The 19360-nt window shown below is 36.5% G+C and carries 19 protein-coding genes; 8 read left to right on the forward strand and 11 right to left on the reverse strand.

The genetic code is table 11. The annotated features are described in order from the left end of the window. Nucleotides 1-8: 8 nt before the first annotated feature. A complete protein-coding gene (locus ACIF8R_RS12305; protein WP_068936731.1) occupies nt 9-491 on the forward strand; it encodes a phosphate-starvation-inducible protein PsiE in 483 nt (160 codons plus the stop codon). A 44-nt stretch (nt 492-535) separates the two neighbouring features. Here the strand turns inward: ACIF8R_RS12305 and ACIF8R_RS12310 are convergent, their stop codons facing one another. Next, complete coding sequence (locus ACIF8R_RS12310; RefSeq protein ID WP_396481029.1) at nt 536-910, reverse strand: RcnB family protein; 375 nt, start codon at nt 908-910, stop codon at nt 536-538. 163 nt (nt 911-1073) lie between these two features. Between ACIF8R_RS12310 and ACIF8R_RS12315 the strand changes: the two genes are divergently transcribed. Further along, nucleotides 1074-1520 (forward strand): hypothetical protein, encoded by a 447-nt coding sequence (locus ACIF8R_RS12315; RefSeq protein WP_396481031.1) that lies wholly within the window; start codon nt 1074-1076, stop codon nt 1518-1520. Between the two features lie 249 nt (nt 1521-1769). Here the strand turns inward: ACIF8R_RS12315 and ACIF8R_RS12320 are convergent, their stop codons facing one another. Both ACIF8R_RS12320 and znuD read right to left on the reverse strand, forming a co-directional pair. Further along, nucleotides 1770-3233 carry a phospholipase D family protein gene (locus tag ACIF8R_RS12320; protein ID WP_396481033.1) on the reverse strand — a complete coding sequence of 488 codons (1464 nt, stop codon included), beginning with the start codon at nt 3231-3233 and terminating at the stop codon, nt 1770-1772. Nucleotides 3234-3307: 74 nt separating this feature from the next. Further along, nucleotides 3308-5317: a zinc piracy TonB-dependent receptor ZnuD gene (gene znuD / locus ACIF8R_RS12325; RefSeq protein WP_396481035.1), complete on the reverse strand. Its 2010-nt coding sequence runs from the start codon at nt 5315-5317 to the stop codon at nt 3308-3310. Between the two features lie 124 nt (nt 5318-5441). Here znuD and ACIF8R_RS12330 point away from each other — a divergent pair, with 124 nt between their 5' ends. After that, nucleotides 5442-6206 carry a DUF4184 family protein gene (locus ACIF8R_RS12330; protein ID WP_396481037.1) on the forward strand — a complete coding sequence of 255 codons (765 nt, stop codon included), beginning with the start codon at nt 5442-5444 and terminating at the stop codon, nt 6204-6206. Between the two features lie 169 nt (nt 6207-6375). Beyond that, complete coding sequence (gene aspS / locus ACIF8R_RS12335; RefSeq protein ID WP_263614574.1) at nt 6376-8160, forward strand: aspartate--tRNA ligase; 1785 nt, start codon at nt 6376-6378, stop codon at nt 8158-8160. A gap of 58 nt (nt 8161-8218) precedes the next feature. On the opposite strand, the gene ACIF8R_RS12340 is transcribed toward aspS, so the two are convergent. Next, the gene (locus ACIF8R_RS12340; protein ID WP_396481038.1) at nt 8219-9247 is read right to left on the reverse strand and encodes a stealth conserved region 3 domain-containing protein; all 1029 of its coding nucleotides are present in this window, start codon (nt 9245-9247) and stop codon (nt 8219-8221) included. 202 nt (nt 9248-9449) lie between these two features. Between ACIF8R_RS12340 and ACIF8R_RS12345 the strand changes: the two genes are divergently transcribed. Together ACIF8R_RS12345 and ACIF8R_RS12350 are read left to right on the forward strand one after the other, a co-directional pair. Beyond that, nucleotides 9450-9668: a hypothetical protein gene (locus tag ACIF8R_RS12345; protein ID WP_396481040.1), complete on the forward strand. Its 219-nt coding sequence runs from the start codon at nt 9450-9452 to the stop codon at nt 9666-9668. 59 nt (nt 9669-9727) lie between these two features. After that, nucleotides 9728-10456, forward strand: a complete 729-nt coding sequence (locus ACIF8R_RS12350) for a hypothetical protein (protein ID WP_396481042.1) — start codon at nt 9728-9730, stop codon at nt 10454-10456. Nucleotides 10457-10508: 52 nt separating this feature from the next. Here ACIF8R_RS12350 and ACIF8R_RS12355 read toward each other — a convergent pair whose 3' ends face one another. Both ACIF8R_RS12355 and ACIF8R_RS12360 read right to left on the reverse strand, forming a co-directional pair. Beyond that, nucleotides 10509-11351: a glycosyltransferase family 2 protein gene (locus tag ACIF8R_RS12355; RefSeq protein ID WP_396481044.1), complete on the reverse strand. Its 843-nt coding sequence runs from the start codon at nt 11349-11351 to the stop codon at nt 10509-10511. A gap of 84 nt (nt 11352-11435) precedes the next feature. Beyond that, nucleotides 11436-12200 carry a glycosyltransferase family 25 protein gene (locus tag ACIF8R_RS12360; protein WP_396481046.1) on the reverse strand — a complete coding sequence of 255 codons (765 nt, stop codon included), beginning with the start codon at nt 12198-12200 and terminating at the stop codon, nt 11436-11438. Between the two features lie 84 nt (nt 12201-12284). Between ACIF8R_RS12360 and ACIF8R_RS12365 the strand changes: the two genes are divergently transcribed. After that, nucleotides 12285-13172, forward strand: coding sequence for a hypothetical protein (locus tag ACIF8R_RS12365; protein ID WP_396481048.1), 888 nt, complete (start codon nt 12285-12287; stop codon nt 13170-13172). Here ACIF8R_RS12365 and ACIF8R_RS12370 read toward each other — a convergent pair. From ACIF8R_RS12370 to ACIF8R_RS12385, 4 genes are read right to left on the reverse strand one after another with little or no spacing between them, the layout of a single operon-like run. Next, complete coding sequence (locus ACIF8R_RS12370; RefSeq protein ID WP_396481050.1) at nt 13169-14182, reverse strand: glycosyltransferase; 1014 nt, start codon at nt 14180-14182, stop codon at nt 13169-13171. The genes ACIF8R_RS12365 and ACIF8R_RS12370 overlap by 4 nt on opposite strands. An 11-nt stretch (nt 14183-14193) precedes the next feature. Further along, nucleotides 14194-14958: a glycosyltransferase family 2 protein gene (locus ACIF8R_RS12375; protein ID WP_396481052.1), complete on the reverse strand. Its 765-nt coding sequence runs from the start codon at nt 14956-14958 to the stop codon at nt 14194-14196. Further along, entirely contained in the window at nt 14955-15710 is a 756-nt protein-coding gene (locus ACIF8R_RS12380) for a polysaccharide deacetylase family protein (protein WP_396481054.1), read from the reverse strand. The genes ACIF8R_RS12375 and ACIF8R_RS12380 overlap by 4 nt, the downstream gene beginning before the upstream one ends. Next, nucleotides 15707-16735: a glycosyltransferase gene (locus ACIF8R_RS12385; RefSeq protein ID WP_396481056.1), complete on the reverse strand. Its 1029-nt coding sequence runs from the start codon at nt 16733-16735 to the stop codon at nt 15707-15709. The genes ACIF8R_RS12380 and ACIF8R_RS12385 overlap by 4 nt, the downstream gene beginning before the upstream one ends. A 125-nt stretch (nt 16736-16860) precedes the next feature. On the opposite strand from ACIF8R_RS12385, the gene ACIF8R_RS12390 reads away from it, so the two are divergent. Continuing rightward, complete coding sequence (locus ACIF8R_RS12390) at nt 16861-18435, forward strand: phosphoethanolamine transferase (protein WP_396481058.1); 1575 nt, start codon at nt 16861-16863, stop codon at nt 18433-18435. Here ACIF8R_RS12390 and ACIF8R_RS12395 read toward each other — a convergent pair. Then, a complete protein-coding gene (locus ACIF8R_RS12395) occupies nt 18420-19304 on the reverse strand; it encodes a mitochondrial fission ELM1 family protein (RefSeq protein ID WP_396481060.1) in 885 nt (294 codons plus the stop codon). The genes ACIF8R_RS12390 and ACIF8R_RS12395 overlap by 16 nt on opposite strands. Between the last annotated feature and the right edge of the window lie 56 nt (nt 19305-19360).

Below are 19360 nucleotides of genomic sequence, written 5' to 3' on the forward strand. Positions count from 1 at the left end.
ATCTTACTATGCCTGATCCTAAAAAGTTTGAAAGAACGCTCGACCGGTTTGGACACTATGCCGTTGAAGCTTTTCATTATTTAGCTTTATTCATTATCGGCTGTATGGTGGCTTGGTCAGCTGCACATACCGTTTTTGAAATTTTAACTGTCAAAAAGTATGCTTCAATTGATGATATTTTATTATTATTTATCTACTTAGAACTTGGTGCAATGGTCGGTATTTATTTTAAAACCAATCATATGCCAGTTCGATTTCTTATTTATGTGGCAATTACAGCCTTAACACGTTTGCTGATTTCAGATATCCAACATGACCATAAAGCAGATATCGATCAAGTCATTATTACTGGTTCAATTTTAATTTTAGCGATTTCAATTTTAGTGGTTCGTTTTGCATCATGGAATTATCCATCGGTCATGAAAGAAAAGCACTCAAAGACTCCAGCATCTCTAAAAACTCCTCAACCACAAGATGATGAGTTAGCATAAAAAAGGCCTCAATATTGAGGCCTTTTCATTTCTATATTTTACTTTTAACGAACACGATAAACTTGATGATGTGAATCAACTAATAAATATTGATTCGGTGTTTTCACCCAGTGATATCCACGTGGTGGTTCATATAAACGATGGGCACGCCAGTCCGAAACAAAATAACGGTTATCACGGTATTCTACAGGAATACGCTCCCCTCGCTTGAACACAACATATTCATGGCCACGGTTTGCATTTGACCAAACTGGTGGTCTATGGTCATCGCGTCGATCATAACGATGATCGTGACGTTGTTCATAATGTCGATAGTCTTTACCGTGATAGTTATCCCAGCGATTATTTGAATCCGCCATCGCAGTAGCAGACATACCCAACATTAAAGTTGAAAGTACAAGAACGATTGGCTTTTTCATGGTGCATCCCTTTTGTCTTGATATAGAGCTAGATTAAAAGAGAGTCTAGGAGAAACCATGAATAAAACAGGCTTGATTGATATTGTTTGTAATGACTATAAAGAAAATATGAAGAATCTGTATCTGTGCTACCATTAGCATTTTCCAAGCTAGGTCAATTGCTGTGTCTGAAATCAGTTTTGAACGTCTTCATCAATTTTTCTGCAAAGTTCCAAGTGTACAAGAAGCCCGTATCATGGCACATGGAGCAGATGGCGAACACGCTTGGTGGTTTAAGTTCAGTATTGATGTAGAACACCCACTTGCATGGCAAACCGTACAAGAACTCGGTCACGTTTTAAATTATCTCTCGACAAATGAGCGTCTACCAACACTATTTTTTCCGGTGTCACCACCACCTTATATGAATGGTGAAGCAAAAGACTTTTTATCGTGGATCATTCAGTGTAATCACCCTGAGTTTAATCCAGATATCGTTTGTGATTGGCTTGAGGCACGTTTACCTAATCCTGTAGATGATGAATCTCAGTGGAAAATTAAGACTGATTTGAGTGAAATAGAAAAGTTAGATGATAAAGCTTTGGATCAATTGATTCCGCCTGCACCTTAAAATATTCAAAGTTTTATTCTCTATTTTTAATTAGCACGACGGGGTCTTATCGCTTTAAGTTCTAATTGTAGTAGCTAATTCGTTACTTTGGTTTCGCCCAAAGTAACCAAAAGCATTTGTCATCCACAAAACCTGTTCACTGTTTTCGTTTATCTAATTTTATTGCAAAAACAATTTAATCGCAGATTTTGGGCAGGTTGTGGATGACTCTAGGCACAAGCCATTTTTGGAAAACTCCAAAGATAGTGATTAAAAAGTCGACAACCCTGACCATTCCATAAAGCGATAAATCCAATACTTCACTTTAGACTCATCTGCATACTTCGCATAGTCCACGCTCATCTGTCTACCTTGTAGGTTTGACCATGAAGTATTGAAGTAACCCTGAGCATCTTTAAAAACTTGATCTTGAACTTTGCCGATAACCAGCATATCCGTTTCAAGGTTGTAATTTTTTAAATTACGAGCAGTGAAATTGGCAGAACCTACAATCAACTCAGCTTGCTGGTCGTTATATTTCAAAATCATTTTGCTATGGTTCTGCTCACCATGCGTATCACACCAGCGAATAGGTATACCCGCAGCATGTAACTCTGAGGCAACCTGACGGTTTGGAATACCATTCTTTTGTCTTCCAAATGCATCTTTATTTGGATCAAGTAAAACACGAACAATCACACCTCGTGCTTGAGCATTTTTTAGAGCTTCAATAATCTTGCGTTCAGATAAATAAAACATACTCAAATCGAGGTGTTCTTTAGGTTTAGCCGAGTTAATTAGTTTCAGCACAGATTCATAAATCGCGCCTTCAGTTAACACTTGAACTTGAGGCTTAGTTATATCTTTTTCAAAGTCACCTAAAATCAGTGATGGAGAGCTACTTCCAGACATTTGTGCAACAGCAGCTTCTGTTTGGAGAATATCAGTAGCTGTGGCTCCTGTTACAACCAACGCCACATTAGAGTGTCCCGAACTACCATCGTGTGGATTTGCTGAAGTGACCAATGATTTCCAGCCAGCATCGGTATCAACGACCAATGTCTTACGGTGATTGGCCTTAAAATTAAATAAGTTCAGATAACTTCGTAGTGTAATTTTTTCATTACCAAATGGGTTTGGAAGCCAGCCTTTGTCTGGATTATTTCCGACATTCTGACAGCAGATATACCAAAAACCTGACCAAAGTGGATTAGACGCTCGTAAAGGCGCCAGATTTGTTTCGATAACATCGACACCAGCTTGACGTAACTGACGATAATGCTCAGGCCTTAGACCACCATAAACTGAGTTAATCGGGTCAGTAATCAATACAATCTGAATTTGATGGTTTTGTCTTTTTTTATTGAGTAATGCATCAGTCAGCTCTTGCATCAATGGTCTTTGTTTTATTTTTGAATCACCGACTTCTGAATTAAACAAGAACATATCAACCACTATCGTAGTCTTTGCCTCATCAATTATTTTTAAGATTTCATCAAAAATCTGCTGATCAAGCTTCTGCTGACCATTGGCATCGATATAAGTTTTATCTGCTAAAAATTTGACATCGGCATGTCTAAGCTTGCCACTAAAGTTAATGCCCTGTGGTAATGGTTTTACTGTGTGGTAAATCGCTGATGCAACATATGCAATAGCAACAACGCAAAGTAATACCACCATATAACGACGCCCTGACCAATTTATTTTTTGATGAATTCGCTGAAAAATACGCATAAAAAAGACCTAACTTGATCATTTCAAATTAGGTCTTTTAGCTTGATTTTTCAAGTTTAGTTTCGTGTTAGGCCTTAGAAACTAAAGTTTACACCTACAGTAAAATTACGTCCGACTTGTGGAACATTTGCAAGGAAAGACTCATGTTGATAAATTTTGCTATCTAACAAGTTATTGGCATTCAAGAACACTCGATAATCACCAATATTGCTATATTTCCCATTATAACCAACGCCTAAATTCAGCATGTTATAGCTCTGACCTTTGGTTTCATAATTAGCAATATCATCTTGTTTAAACACATGATAATACTCGGCAGAACCATCCCAACCATCACCAAAATCTGCTTTGACTTTAGTACCTAAACGTCCACCAGGAATACGTGGTGCATTTTCATTATCAATTTTACCGCGAACATAATCGCCAAATAACCCTAAATTATATACAGGTGAAATTTGGTAGCTTAGGTCAGCATCGACGCCATAGAACTTCGCTGCATCTTGACTATATTGGATAAGACGGAAGCCTTGGAACTCATCCAAAGTATTGGCATAAATGAAATTATCAAAACGGTTATGGAACACGCTTACGTTGTATTTTAAAAGGTCATTATTAAAGTGCAAACCTAACTCAACATTATTTGAGCGTTCTTTCTTAATGTCATCATTACCCAACTCATAGGTATTGGTCGCCATATGAATACCGTCCGAATACAACTCTTGAGCAAATGGCAAACGCTCTTGGTGTGATGTTGTGAGGGACAATTTGTATTGCGGAATAAATTCCCAGCTTGCTGTACCAGCAACCGAATATCCTGTACCCGTATAATTCTTTTGATCTGACTCAATGTCGATAGTTTGATGGTCAATACGTGATGAAACAGCAAGATTGACGTTATTGATTTGTTTTTGTTGCAAACCAAATACGCTATAACGCTGAGTTTTGCTTGGGTCCATAATGGACTCATCACCAACAATATTTAGTTTTTGTTGGGTATATTGCGCACCAATTTGTCCTGTCCAACCAGCCCAAGCATTATTTTCTAATGTAACTCTGCTATCAATCCCTTTGCTTTTAAAGGTTGTTCCGACATCAGTATTATGCATTTCTTCATGTTGATAATCGGTATAGCTTGCTTGCGCTGCAACTTTAGCAAAACCCGCAAATGGGTCTTTTAACTCACCTTTTAAGTCATAACGCTTTTCTTTGAGATTAATCCATGAAGCATCATGTTCGTGATCATGCTCATGATCGGTTGAATCACCTGCTCCACACACCAGATGCAAGCCATCACGTTCACATGAACCAAAAAGCTCATTATCAGCAGGAATACCATATTGATCGTGGCGCTGGCTAAATGATGCACCGATAAACCCACGGTCACCAATCCAAGACAGTCCAGCATTATAGTTTTTAGAGTCGGCAAAAGTGCTGTCCTGACGACGCTCATCTGTTTGTAAATCTTTAGGCAAGATATAGTCATTGGCATCACGCTTTAAACCACCAACACGTAACGCAACATGATCACCTAAACCGACTGTCGCTTGCCCTGAATAAAGTAGCTCATCACTACCTGAGTTATAGCGAACACCGGCTTTTCCTTGATAGTCCTTATCTGGCATGCTGGTTGGAATTTTTTCATCAACAACATTCACCAGTCCGCCGACTGAGCCTGCACCATATAGTAATGCTTCAGCACCATTTAATATCTGAATATCTTGGGCAGAGTTTGGATCAACCGTAACGGCATGGTCTGGCGATACGGATGAAACATCCATCACATCGCCACCATTTTGTACAATCTTGACACGTGTGCCATCTTGACCACGAATCACAGGACGACTCGCCCCTCCCGTATATTGAGCTGAATAAACCCCTGCCTGTCCATTTAAGGCATTACCAATACTGGTTGCCCCTTCTGCCAAAGACGTATTGTTAGGTGGTGCTGTAGGTTCTGCTTTAACCGTAATTGTTGCCAATTCGGCAGGTTTCTCTTCCTTAATATTTGTCTCATCTGCTGCCATCACTTGCTGAATAGAAAATGATAATAATGAGAGAACAAAAAGCTGTGTTTTGAGCTGCATAGTCAATGACCCATATTTTTTTGTTATATTATAACATTCCAAACGTTTTGCAATAAAAAACATTAGTCGTAGGTATGTTTCGTTAGACTCATTGTTTTGATGATGTGAGAAGCTTCCTTTTCCAATGCCTTTTACAATCTCTCATGCTGTTATCGCTCCACCGATTGCTAAACTAAGTCGAAACACACTGCCTATTGCTGCACTCGCTATTGGTAGTATGACACCTGACCTTTACCGCTTATTTACAGTTCAGTCCAGTATGCTGACTCATCAATGGAAAGGTTTGCTCTACCCAAACCTTGCATTAGGTTTATTGTTCTGTGCTATTTGGTATTTACTTTATCGGCCTGTGGTTTACCGTTTTTTTGGTATTCAGCATGATTTGAAATTAGGCTCTTTTAAACGTTTTATCCAGTTTTTTATTGGAATTATATTTGCGCTTATTATCGGGATAGCCACTCATCTCATTTGGGATGGTCTTACCCACTCTGACTTTAGAACATTCATCTTCCAAGATCTTTTATCCCAAACGGTTCATTTCTTTGGTCGCCCATATCCTTTGCACCGTCTACTTCAACTCGGTTCTTCTGCACTAGCATTATCTTTTTTAGGTTGGATGAGTATTCATTACTATCAAAAACATAAACAGCACTGGAAAATAAGCCGTAAAATTAAAATTTTTGCTTGGTTCCTGTTTACTTTATCTACACTTTTAGGCTTATTTTCTCTTTGGGATTATGCCCGTTACATTCCACACGAAGTTTGGCACACAGACACCTATTATTTTACAGGTCGATCTATTAATGAGTTCATGCAAGGTTGGTTAAGTACTTTTAGTTTGGGGTGCTTATTATTCCTGTTTTTAGATCGGCAACAAAGAATGGGCTAATCAGTAAACTTGCTGCCAAATTGCTCATTTTTAGCTAAATTATAGCTGTTTTTTGATCTAGTTCTTGTCGCATGCCATTCAACAGGGCATAATCGAAAACTTACTTTTTTGACGGTGCGCGGTTTACGCATCCGTCTTTTCAGCCAATATAGTTTGGATAATCTTCATCATGATGCGAACTCATTACTGCGGCTCTTTAACTGAAGCCCAAATCGACCAAACCGTTACATTATGCGGTTGGGTACATCGTCGCCGTGACCATGGCGGTGTTATTTTCCTTGATATGCGTGACCGTGATGGTCTCGTTCAAGTGGTTATTGACCCAGATACTCCAGAAGCATTTGCAACTGCAGATAAAGCACGTTCTGAATATGTATTAAAAATTACAGGTCGTGTTCGTCGCCGTTATGAAGGTACTGAAAACCCAAATATGGTGAGTGGTCAAATCGAAGTGTTAGGCAAAGAAATCGAAGTTCTTGCTGCTTCTGAAACTCCGCCATTCCCGTTAAATGATGACACGATTAACGTGTCAGAAGAACACCGTTTAAAATATCGTTTCTTGGACATCCGTCGTCCAGAAATGCTAGATCGTTTACGTTTCCGTTCTAAAGTAACTAACTTGATCCGTAACTATTTAGACGATCACGGTTTCTTAGACGTTGAAACTCCGATTTTAACTCGTGCAACTCCTGAAGGTGCACGTGACTATTTAGTACCAAGTCGTGTACAAAATGGTAGCTTCTACGCACTTCCACAATCACCACAATTGTTTAAACAATTATTGATGGTGGGTGGTATCGATCGTTACTACCAAATCGCGAAATGCTTCCGTGATGAAGACTTACGTGCTGACCGTCAGCCAGAATTCACTCAAATCGACATTGAAACATCGTTCTTAAATGACGATGAAATCATGGATTTGATGGAAGGCATGACTGTTAAACTATTTAACGACTTGCTTGGCGTAAAATTTGAAAAATTCCGCCGTATGCCATATAGCGAAGCTATGCGTGACTATGCATCTGACAAACCAGATTTGCGTATTCCGTTGAAACTCGTTGACGTTGCAGACTTAATGCAAGAAGTTGAGTTCAAAGTATTTGCTGGTCCTGCAAAAGATCCTAAAGGTCGTATTGTTGCCTTACGTGTTCCAGGTGCAGCATCATTGCCACGTAGTGCAATTGATGAATACACCAAATTCGTTGGCATCTATGGTGCAAAAGGTTTGGCTTACATCAAAGTTAATGAACTCGCTAAAGGAATTGAAGGTCTTCAATCTCCAATCGTGAAATTCATTGAACCGATTGTACTTGAGCTGTTAGAACGTGTTGGCGCGCAAGATGGCGATATCGTATTCTTCGGTGCTGATAAAGCTAAAGTTGTAAATGATGCAATGGGTGCGCTTCGTGTCAAGATTGGTCATGACTTGAACCTTTCAACTTGTGAGTGGGCTCCACTTTGGGTTGTTGACTTCCCAATGTTTGAAGAAACTGACGATGGCAAATGGACTTCTGTTCACCACCCATTCACGCTACCTAAATCTAGCGTAGAAGATGTGAAGAGCAATCCAGGCGAAGCACTTTCTGTTGCTTACGACATGGTATTGAACGGTACTGAAGTTGGTGGTGGTTCTCTTCGTATTTACACATTAGAAATGCAAAAAGCAATTTTTGAAGCTCTTGGTATTTCTGATGAAGAAGCAGAAGAGAAATTCAGCTTCTTACTTAACGCACTTCGTTATGGCGCTCCTCCTCACGGTGGTTTGGCATTTGGTCTTGACCGTTTAGTAATGCTTATGACTGGCGCGACTTCAATTCGTGACGTTATTGCATTCCCTAAAACGAAAACTGCTGAATGTCCACTTACTCAAGCACCTGCTCCTGTTGAAGCGAACCAACTTCGCGACTTGGGCATCCGCTTACGTGAAAAGCCAAAAGCTGAAGAATCTAAATAATTTTTAGATTTTGAAATTAAAAAACCCTGCTTATGCAGGGTTTTTTAATGAGCGAATTTTAATGAGACATTTCTTTTTCAAAGCTTGAAACCGTATCAAATTTCTGTTCAAAAATCTGAATAATTTCTTTTTTTAGTTTTTCAAAATCAACCACTTGCTCATCATCATTTAAACAAATCTGTGGAAGCTGCTCATTTTTAATAACATGATCAATTTCAGGAAGATTTTGTATTCTTAAGTTAAAGTTTTGGCCCCGCTCAAATATATTTACGGGGTAAAATCGGTCTGAACACAGCTGCCATAACCTGAACAAATATTGATTAACATCTAAAGGCTGCCTAAATTTATGACTGGATACTTCCTTCAAATAAGCTTCTTCATTTTTCCACACTTCTTCAAATACCGATTTCAAAAATGGTTGAGGTAAATGAGTACTATAAAAACTTGAGTATTTTCGATTATTTAAACTTAAGAAATTACCCCAATTATTACTTATCGAATATCGAGGATTAAAAAGTGCATAAGGATTTTTTCGAAATAATTTTCTCTTATCAAAATATTTATTAATAATCGCAACATCAGTCAAGGCAACTGCGCCTAAAAAATTTTCCTCACCCACCACCATCAAAGGCTGTAGCCGAATACCATCACAAGGTAAGCCATTTTTAAAGAAAAACTCAGGTTCTAAAGGTCTATTAATAAAAGTATCATCATTGAAATATACAAAATGCTCTGCAAGCCCTTTTATTTTATGAATATTAATTTCAATAGCATGAGAGTTAAACGTAGGTAAACAGTTTGATTCTATAATTTGATCATGGGTAACCAAGTTTAATTTAGGATGATTTTCAACTAAAAATTCAGGGAAGTGACCACAAGTTACAAGGTGAATTTTTCGTACCCAAGGGCAGAATTTCTCAACAGATCTGAACCAATATTGCAGATTATCCCAATCGCGATAACGGCACTCATCAACAAGTTCAGTCACCTGTATATTTGTTTCTTTAGATTTATAATATATATAATCTTGCTGCCATTCAGTATCAGTTGAGTCGACCCAAATCATTACAAAATCAATAGGCTGCATTATTCTCCCCTGGCTAAATTCAACAAGATAATAAAAGTTTTAGCAAATAAGAGGGATATTACTATTTATTAATGTTAATAAAAGTTCACAATTCATTCATATTTTTATTTTTTCTAAACAATTTCGTTAATTCATAGTCTATTGAGGTGACAGTGGGCAAATGGCATAATAGCTGCTCTTTTCTCCCGCATGGTAATTGATTATGGCAATGCGTCCTGACGTTCGTCGACATGCTTTAGTCGTGATTGTATTCTCTTTAGCACAATGGTTTTTCATGCGCTATATCCTTGCTCATGAGTTATTCAATTTAACAACCAACCAACGTATTCTCTATTTTTGCGTAAGTAGCCTTGTAGGTGCATTACTTATTTTTGTAGCACTCATTTATATGGTGCTGAAAGGAAATGCGGATAAGCAGTAATTTCTATTTATTTAATTTAATGGATCTCTGATTTTAATATAATGAACATGAACCATAATTTGCTGAAACAAACCGAGTTCCATTCATTTCATTGGGATAACTTTAGCCCTGAAATTTTACAGGCTCATAAAAGTGTTATGTCCCATTTAGGACTAAATGTTCAATATACTCAAAAGAATATTCCACATGGCCAATGGCTTGATGAAGTTATGGCAACAGCTCAAGCTGAAGTTATTGCAATTATTGAACCTGATCTTATTCCATTGAACATCGATATTGTTTTGAGTGCAATTGAATATGTCATTAAAAATGATACATTTTTAGGATGTGCTCAAGTCTCTAATCATATAGGCACTGCTACCCATATTTTTGCATCCCCTGCTTTTTTCTTTATCACCAAAACTTGCTATGAAAAACTTGGCCGTCCTTCTTTTATGCCCAATAAGCATGGAGATGTTGCTGAAGCTCTCGCATTTGCTGCCGAAGAAAAAAGAATACCCTATCGTACGTTGTTTCCGACACGCTATGAAAAAGCACCAAGCGAAGGCTGTTGGGCTCTGGCAAGTTATGGTTATTATGGCATAGGTACAGTCTTTGCAGATCAGGTTTACCATTTATTCCAAAGTCGCACTGCTGAAAATATAGAACTGTTTGTCAAACGCTGTGATGAGCTCATTAATAATACACTTGATATTTCAGTTTTTAATAACTGTATGAGCCTAGAAAAGCCACCTTATATTTACGAACCAAAGAAAAAGCGTAAATGGTATACGAAAATCTTTTCATAAAAATTTGTTTAAGAGCTTAGCAATTAGAATTATTGTAAGCTCTTAAATACATTTAACATCGGGGATGTTTTCCTTTTATAAATGTTTGAATAACAAGTTTTAAATCACGGAATTCAAAATGGCTTAACTTACGATACATCAATCGTATAAACTTCAATTTAGCCATTAAATTATTACCACTATAATATTTTACTTTAAGTGTATTCTCATAAATAAACTCTTTTTTTCTCCAATCTGTTAACTTCTCTTCAGTCAGCGACAAACCATGTTTCAAATACGTTCTACATGAAAACTTAAACTTTTCACCTTGTTTTAATAGATTATTTAATCGAATAAAAAAGGTTGAATCAACGCCATAAAAAGCAAAGTGTGGATCAAAGACAGTGCCGAATTTTTCGATGAAAATATTTTTTATATTTTTTGATAAAATCAGACCTGAACCAACTGAAAAAATAGATTCAACATTTTCAAGCTCATCACTATTTGTCAATAATTTATTATTTACCATAGGAAAATGTTGAATATGTTCTACTCTTGCATATATTTTAGGAAATTCAATATCACTATCATTTAGTGTTTCAAATAAATGCTTTTCATATTCTGAATTTATTATTGTGTCATCATCGAACAATACATAATAATCAGCGTCATTTCCTTCTATAAGATCATTATAAATCCAACTTAAAGGTTTGTTTTGTAAATGATTTTCTAAAGTAACTTTTAAATTTTTATCTCTTAAATTTTCAAAGAAATCATCTAAAATAATGTTTTTTGGTCCATTATTTACAATAACTAAATGATCTAAAGAATGAGTAAAGGAAAGTAAACTCTGTAAAGTTGAAGATTCTTTTAACGTTTTATTATACAACACAACAACCATTACAACTTTTGGCATAACAACCCCCAATAAACTACTAAATAAAAAAATATAAAATTAAGCTTTAATTCAAGAAAAAATCTTCATAGATTCATTTAGATATTACTTATTTGAATAAAGTTGGCTAAATAACTTAGCTAGATTACGTCGAATGCCTGTTCCATATTTACTTTTCTTTAAACTAGTGGCATCGACCCGTTCAGCTTCAATGGCACTTAACTCTTGATTTTCTTCACCCTTTTGAATGATTGGATGATCAACAATATATGTCATTAAAAGATGAACATGGCTATCAAAATCAAAGAGGTAACTCCAATCATCAGCACGACGTAAAGGCTGATGATAAGCTAAAAGTACTTCCGCCATATCACGATCAACAATATAAGCCATCGCATAATTTACACGATGAAAATAGTCAGGAATAACCTCAAGAATCCTTTTCCCCAGAAAATTCTCCTCTTTAAAATTTCCTCGTACTTTCCGTGACTCTTTCATTTGTATCCCACCCAAGCTTAATAATGTTTTGCGTGGTAAATCAGCACTTTCTATTTGTTTTTCTAATACTTCATAAGTAAGATCACTTGGGAAAATAGCATCATCTTCTAAAATTAGAGCATACTGGTCATCAGTATCCAAAAAGAGTTGAAGTGCTTGTAGATGGGATAAAGTACAGCCTAGTTCACCTGGAGTTAAGGGAATTTCACGGCCCTTCACAGCTTTTTCAAAATATTCTTTTGCTGAAAGGTTGCCTCCTTTAATACCTACTCTCGTTATAGGTAAATTTCCTTGCTCAAAAAAATTTTGACTGAAGAATTTACTTAATCGAGGTGACTTTTCCTCTTCAATACTCACAACATAAATCTTCATTAAGCAACTTCCCCCTTTTAAACAGCAAATATGATATCTAATGTAAAATAGAGTTAATATATCTTTTTTATTTCTTGTATAGTCATGATTCGTTCAATCCAAAAAAAATGGTACAAATACCAACAAGCAAAAAAAGCAAAATCTTATGATTCTCACTGGTATATGCGTTTTGGCTGGTTAGAACAACCCTTTACAGCACTTGAACAATTAAATTCTCTATTTGAGATTCACTCTCCTAAAAAGTTTACATTTGCAGATAGCTTTTATGCTTATGAAAATGGCCGTCATTTCATTTTTTTTGAAGAAGTTAACGATGAACATCCTGTAGGCTTTCTTTCTGTTTTAGAAGTCTTTAAAGATGGTACATACACATCGCCTGAAGCTATTTTAAAGCTCGACTATCACCTATCTTATCCTTGTGTATTTAAAATAGATAACACTTGGTACATGGTGCCAGAAACTTTTAGCAACAAAACCATCGAACTGTGGAAATGTACTGATTTTCCGCTGAAATGGGAAAAGCATTCGAACCTTATTGAAAATATTGAAGCAGTCGATAGCACACCTTTTTACCACGAAGGTTTATGGTACCTATTTACCTCAACACGTCGCGATTGTAAGAAATTTGGTGACCGTTTAGATCTATTCTTTACTGAAGATATTTTAAATCCAAACTGGCAAGAACACCCAATGAACCCAGTGTGTAAAGGAAAAATTCAATATAGGATGGCTGGAAAACCTTTTTTCTATCAGAATAAACTGGTTCGCCCAAGTCAAGATTCTCTAAAGCGTTATGGTGGACATATTGAGCTTAAAGAAATCATAAAATTAAGTCCGAAGGAATATGAGGAAAGACTGTACGAAACAATCTATCCTGAATGGAACAAAGAGGATGATGGATGTCACACTATTGATGTACATTCAAACTTCATTGTTGTTGATGCAATCCGTTTGTCAAAAAAAGATAATTAGCGTTGTTGTCTCAACGCTAATTTATAAATATCTAGTGTTTTATTAACCATTGCATTTAAAGATAATTCAGCTTCAGCTTTATCAAATGCAGGCTTAAACTCATACTGAATATGCCCAAAATTTTCACTAGCAACTTTAATTAACTTTTTAAGTTCCAATACAGTATTATCTTTTGCAATATATTTTTCTGGAATAAATTCTCTTACCATACCCACATCAGTGGCAATTACAGGTTTATGTACCAATAATGCTTCCGCAACAATTAATGGACCTCCTTCTCTCAAGGAAGATACCACCACTAGATCACTTGCTGCCAAATACGGATAAATGTCTTGCTGATAACCAATTAATTTAATTTTATCCTGTAAATGCAGATCTTTAATTAACTGACTTAAACGTTCATGCTCTAGCCCCTCACCCAATATTTCTAGCTGAGCCTCAAAGCCCTGCCATGCTTCTATGAGTCGATCAAAACCTTTTACTGGATCTAATCGGCCAATTGCGATGGCTTTTTTTAGACTTGTTCTAGGTATATCGGCAGTCAATCTTTTTTCCTGAGCAACACCATTATAAACAACATGAACTGATCGATATTCACTAACTTTATCTGCAACAGCCTGACTTACAGTAATTACCTCTTTAAAATGACGATAACTACGCATGTTATTTTTCATACCATGAATGGTTGCCACACTTGGTACTTTTAAAAAAGGCAGAAGAAAACTCAACATTTTTGATGCTTTTCCGCCTTGAGCATGAATAATATCAGGAGCAATTTTTTTAATTTCTTTAAAAAGTGAATAAAGAAGACTGATATTCATTCTTCCTTTAGAAAAATCAAAATAATGACAATGAAGATGTTCTAATTGAGGTATTGCATTTCCATAGTTTAAGTCTAAAAACAAATGGACTTCTTGCTTTTGTGATAATTCTGCGCAGAGTTGAAAAGTATGCTTTTCTAATCCACCGATTTTTCCACCATCCGTTGCCATAATCTGAACAATCTTCATCGCTTGTCTACTTATTTTTTATCTTTATTCATGGTCTGTTCAAACAGTTTAGCTTCTTTTAGAAAAGCATAAAACGCGTTAATCATACTATTTACGAAACCACGCCAACCATTTAAGAAACTACGGCGAATAAAGTAAGACTTTAGAAAAGTCACTGGCATTACCAGAACCAATTTAGCAACACTTGGAGACTTTCCTTTTTGGTATTTCTCTAGTGCTTTGAGGTTGGAATATTGGTTATTTTTTTCGACTTTAACAAAAATGCTCGACTCGCCATAATGATAAATATCATGTTGAGCACGCTGAGATTCACCATCTACAATCACATTTTCATGGACCTTATTGGCAAGGTCGTAATGCCCTTTAGACTTACGAAAAAAACGCACTTTTGCATGTTTTTTAGTATGTTTGCTGTTTGGAACACCTAAAAACACATCATTAATCGGTGTGATTAAAGCATCAAGTTTATTTTGCTGAATGGTCTCAACAATCTCTTGTTTTAACTCATTGGATAAGACTTCGTCACCATCTAGATTGAGTACCCAATCATTGCGGCATTTTGCTAAAGCCAAACTTTTTTGACCAGCATAACCTTGCCAGTCCTGATGGGAAATTTGCGTATTTTCAAAGCGCTCTGCAATTTCATAAGTATTATCAGTACTGCCAGAGTCTAAAATAATGACTTCATCAAACTCACTGACACTTTGTAATGTTCGCTCTAACCAAGCTCCACAATTTAAAGTAACAATATAGACACTACATGGAATTTTATTCATAACTTATAACGTCCTTTAGCAAGGGCGATACGCATCTGTAAAGCATTCATGGCACCATGCGTGCTGACACGTGGAATATTAAATTGATTAACTGCTTCGTAAGCTTCGATTTTTTTACGAGTCGATACTGCGTTTTTAAAGCCAATCTCTTCAGCCATTTTCTGATGCTTTTCGTTAAATCGACCAAATGGATAGGCAAAGCTCGGACACTTCCCAACTAATGCTTCAACGTCACGTTTAGACTGAAGCATCTCATCATAAGCAGTTTGATCATCAAGCTTAAGTAAGTTCACATGATGTTGAGTATGCGCACCGAACTCAATTAAGTCAGAATTCGCCATTTCATGAATTTGCTCATGAGTTAGCTTTTCAATTCCTTCAATTTTCGTCGCCAAATAAATGGTTGCTTTCGCATTATATTTTTTCAGTAATGGATAGGCATAAAGATAATTATCCATAAAGCCATCATCAAAACTTAAAGCAACGACATTCTTTTGATTACGGTATTGTTCAAGCTCAGAGACAAAACAGAAGATAGCCCCTTTACGTGTCAACAACTGTAAGAGTTGTTCAAACTTTTCAGGGGGCATGTTCATACCAGAGGCTGCATCTTTAGGAGTAACCTGATGCAACATGACAATGCGTGGTAGTTTGTTCGAACGAAACGGAAGCCAGAAAGTATAATTACCCAGCACATATAACAGTGCAGCAAGTACTAATAGGCCTACCGCAACGTACAAAAACCACATCATGCATAAACCTCATGTGACCATTCATAATCTTCTGAAAAGGGCTGCTTAAATGTCACTTCAACCATAAACTGGGTGATGCGTTTAGCATTGAAAGACCTACGCGTTTTCTCCCAGCCCTCTTTCGCTATTTTTTCAGCCTGCTCTGGATTTTGATCAAAGAATTGGATCTTCTTAGCCAAGTCAAACTGATCATCAAAGTAAACCACTTCCTGCTCAGTATAGAGCTTTTCAAAGCCAGGAATTCTTGGGCTAAAAGTGAGTAAACCATTACCAGTCAGCTGTACAATACGGTCAGAACTATACAAGGTTACATCATTACGGCGTGAGTAATTAAGTCCCATTTTTGTTTCAGACAAAACCTTATAATAAGCTTTACCGTAAACGCCAGGTTGCTCAAAACAACCATAATATTGATAGTTTACATGACCTTGTTGCAGAGCATCTGCCAAATCTTTTAAGAATTTTTCACGCTCAGGTTCTTTATAGACCACACCGCAGAAGATAAATGTCTTGTCAGTCTTAGAATTGGAAAACTGCTGTAGTGTTTCAACATTACGATGCCCCACATTAGGTAGATAGGCTACGCTTAAATGAGGCTGCTTTAATTTCTGTAGATACTCACCACCAGTTGTACAGAAAATAGCATCTAAATACGGAGAGAATGCTTTTACAAAGCCAAGTTTGCTCTCTAAATAAAGCGGATCAACATACCAAAATGCAATTTTAGTATTTGGATAAACTTCTTTAATTTGTCTTAGAACATCTGGACTCATCAAGTCACTATGACCAATAAGTACCAGATCAGGCTCAATGTTATTGACGACTTTTAATACTTCTTTGTTGGCCCAATTAGCACCCAATTTTTTTGTTTTAAAAATGGTGCCCATTCGAGCCATATCACGAAAACTAAAATCATAAACGAAATGGCCATTTTCAATTAATCCGGCAGAAATTTTACGGTCTGTGCAGTAAAAATGTGCGCCTTGTTTATTAAAGCCAAAATTTGCGATATGCAATATTTTCATTCTTAACTCTATAATTCCATCAATTCTGGAGATGAACTAAAATATTATATCATGCCTGAAATTATGTAGACCCTGTTATCAAAATATAGGATGATATCGCGCTTTTACACTTGGAACAGCTTGGCGTGATTTTTCGTCTCAAAACAGGAAAGTTATGGTTCTTTATTTATTGCTTTATGCTGCTTGTTCCATCATGCATTATTTCCAGTGATGGTTTTTTCAAAGCCTTATATCCGCTTATTTTTTTCGTTTTTTTAATTTATCATTACCGCCGTTTTTTTTGGCTTAGCTTACCTATTTATCTTTTAAGTCCTTTTGCACTGTACTACGAAATTACCTATAACGCCCCAACTGAAATTTCAGTATGGCTCACAATTTTGGGTAGCTCTACAACTGAAGGTAAAGTTTATTTATCAACATTAGATCTTCCTTTAGCACTTGGTTTGATTATCGCTTATATCATTCCCTTAGTTTTCTTTTATTATTTTATTCCAAATCAAAGATTAAACACTCCTATATGGCTACGTATTTTAGCATTATGTCTTATTTTTTCACCCATTCAACGCTACTTCAAAGCACCTGATCATCAGCAAGGATTTCTAAATGTATATCGCCATTTTAAACAGTCTTATCCTTTAAATTTAGTTCTTGGTTTACCAGCAGCAAGTCTTGAAGTAAATCGTGTAAAAGACTTCATAGCCACACAGAACGAAATTGAATGCACACAAGTTAAGGAAACTCGCCCTACCATTACGGTATTAGTTATTGGGGAAAGTGCTCGACGCGACCGTTTAAGTTTATTTGGCTATACCAAAAATAATACGACGCCTTATCTAGAAAAATATAAGAAAGATTTATGGTTATTTGATAATACGATTTCAGGCTCTTATATGACCAGTAAGTCTGTACCCACCTTATTAACAGGAAAGCTCAACGGAACTGATAATTTAAGCCCTTCTATTGTGAATGCGTTCAATGCAGCAGGCTACAAAACTTACTGGTTTAGCGCACAAGCTCAATATGGAGAATATGATTCTCTTGTTTCAGCCTATGCATCTTCTGCTCAAGAAACCCAATTTTTGACGCAACATTCATATTCAGCATCACTAGAAACGCATTACGATGAAGAGCTACTCAAATCATTTGATCGAGCATTAGCAGAAAAAACGCACCATAAATTCATTGTGTTACACCTTTATGGTTCACATGCAGATTTTGCAAAACGCTATCCACCACAATTTAATAAATTTAAAGATACCTATGACAATACGGTACTTTATACAGACTATCTACTCAATGAAGTTATTCAAAAATTAAAAGCAACCAATGTGGACGCCAACTTAATTTACACATCTGACCATGGACTGAACCTTGGAGAATGTAAAGAAAATAGCTCACTGCATTTAGATATGAAAAATAACTTCGATGTTCCGTTAATTATGTGGAGCTCAAACTCATGGAAGCAACATCATCCAGAGATGGCGAGTACCCTTTTTAAAGAACAAAGTAGTGCTATTAGTTCAATTAATATATTACCTACACTCTTAGATATGAGAGGTATTCACTGTAAAAACATTTCTCAAGAGAGATCGTTATTTAATTCGAAATACAAAACATATCCAAGAGAAATTTTAGCAACATCAGAAACGGTCAACTATGATAAAGGCCATGATGACAGCCAATGTCATTTAGTGATTTGATGCACAACCCGATCCGCTTCCTGCAGGACCTGTCCTTCAGGAAGCAAATTTATATCAAATACATTTGCGATTAACTTTTCCTCTAGCAGCCTATCAACCGAATTTGTAATACGATCTTGTTTGAGTCTGTCCATTGCAATCACACCGACTCGGCAACCTGCGGTAAGCGCCTCATAAATCATAGAAACACTATCTTCTGTTACCCACACCGCTTCTGCCTTTTGCATTTCCTCAAAAATCCAACCTTGAGGTGTTTGCTCAACTGGACATATCTGTAATTTTTTGGCTGAACTTTGTTGTTTTAAAATGTCTATAAAACCAGCGGGAGTCCGACGTGAAGTCGTCAGAATAATTTCAGAATCTGGATTATGCTCAACAATTTTTTGAACACTGCTTAATACTTTGTTTTGGTTCCATTGGTGACGTTTAGATGAACCACCCAAAGCAATTAAAATTCTGGCTGCTTGATGGCGGTTTTCATTACAAATTGGATTGAGTGCACCACATGTAACAATAACGTGACTATTTGCTGGAATACCGTCGTGCTCTGGAATCACAGCATAGTCGAACCAAGCAATAGGTAAATTTGGCTTCATTAAGATAACAGTCTTCGCCTTTTTAAAAATTTTACCCAGTAACCAGACACGAAAGTGCGTATGGCTCCCGACTCCAAATATAAAATCGGGTGCTTGTTCAAATAGAGTATTTTTTGAAGAGAAAAATGCTTTGATTAAAGAGCCAATGGGCAAGTTATGAATAGAGACTTCTTCAAAAGTTGCATTTGCCTGCTGTCTTTGCATCGCCTGAAATAAACCTAAAGCCTGTGAACGATGCCCTGCTTTACCATCAGAGACATAGACAATATGCATAAAAACTCCCTAACCAAAAAATAAAAAGGCGAAACCAATGTTCGCCTTTTCATGTT

The sequence above is a fragment of the Acinetobacter sp. ABJ_C4_1 genome (assembly GCF_044538495.1).
Classification (GTDB): domain Bacteria; phylum Pseudomonadota; class Gammaproteobacteria; order Pseudomonadales; family Moraxellaceae; genus Acinetobacter; species Acinetobacter nosocomialis_A.

What these genes read in the sequence shown, in the direction of transcription:
- ACIF8R_RS12305 (WP_068936731.1), top strand. Translation starts at nt 9, where the DNA reads ATGCCTGATCCTAAAAAGTTTGAAAGAACGCTCGACCGGTTTGGACAC.
- ACIF8R_RS12310 (WP_396481029.1), bottom strand. Translation starts at nt 910, where the DNA reads ATGAAAAAGCCAATCGTTCTTGTACTTTCAACTTTAATGTTGGGTATG.
- ACIF8R_RS12320 (WP_396481033.1), bottom strand. Translation starts at nt 3,233, where the DNA reads ATGCGTATTTTTCAGCGAATTCATCAAAAAATAAATTGGTCAGGGCGT.
- znuD (WP_396481035.1), bottom strand. Translation starts at nt 5,317, where the DNA reads ATGCAGCTCAAAACACAGCTTTTTGTTCTCTCATTATTATCATTTTCT.
- ACIF8R_RS12330 (WP_396481037.1), top strand. Translation starts at nt 5,442, where the DNA reads ATGCCTTTTACAATCTCTCATGCTGTTATCGCTCCACCGATTGCTAAA.
- aspS (WP_263614574.1), top strand. Translation starts at nt 6,376, where the DNA reads ATGATGCGAACTCATTACTGCGGCTCTTTAACTGAAGCCCAAATCGAC.
- ACIF8R_RS12340 (WP_396481038.1), bottom strand. Translation starts at nt 9,247, where the DNA reads ATGCAGCCTATTGATTTTGTAATGATTTGGGTCGACTCAACTGATACT.
- ACIF8R_RS12345 (WP_396481040.1), top strand. Translation starts at nt 9,450, where the DNA reads ATGGCAATGCGTCCTGACGTTCGTCGACATGCTTTAGTCGTGATTGTA.
- ACIF8R_RS12355 (WP_396481044.1), bottom strand. Translation starts at nt 11,351, where the DNA reads ATGCCAAAAGTTGTAATGGTTGTTGTGTTGTATAATAAAACGTTAAAA.
- ACIF8R_RS12360 (WP_396481046.1), bottom strand. Translation starts at nt 12,200, where the DNA reads ATGAAGATTTATGTTGTGAGTATTGAAGAGGAAAAGTCACCTCGATTA.
- ACIF8R_RS12365 (WP_396481048.1), top strand. Translation starts at nt 12,285, where the DNA reads ATGATTCGTTCAATCCAAAAAAAATGGTACAAATACCAACAAGCAAAA.
- ACIF8R_RS12370 (WP_396481050.1), bottom strand. Translation starts at nt 14,182, where the DNA reads ATGAAGATTGTTCAGATTATGGCAACGGATGGTGGAAAAATCGGTGGA.
- ACIF8R_RS12375 (WP_396481052.1), bottom strand. Translation starts at nt 14,958, where the DNA reads ATGAATAAAATTCCATGTAGTGTCTATATTGTTACTTTAAATTGTGGA.
- ACIF8R_RS12380 (WP_396481054.1), bottom strand. Translation starts at nt 15,710, where the DNA reads ATGATGTGGTTTTTGTACGTTGCGGTAGGCCTATTAGTACTTGCTGCA.
- ACIF8R_RS12385 (WP_396481056.1), bottom strand. Translation starts at nt 16,735, where the DNA reads ATGAAAATATTGCATATCGCAAATTTTGGCTTTAATAAACAAGGCGCA.
- ACIF8R_RS12395 (WP_396481060.1), bottom strand. Translation starts at nt 19,304, where the DNA reads ATGCATATTGTCTATGTCTCTGATGGTAAAGCAGGGCATCGTTCACAG.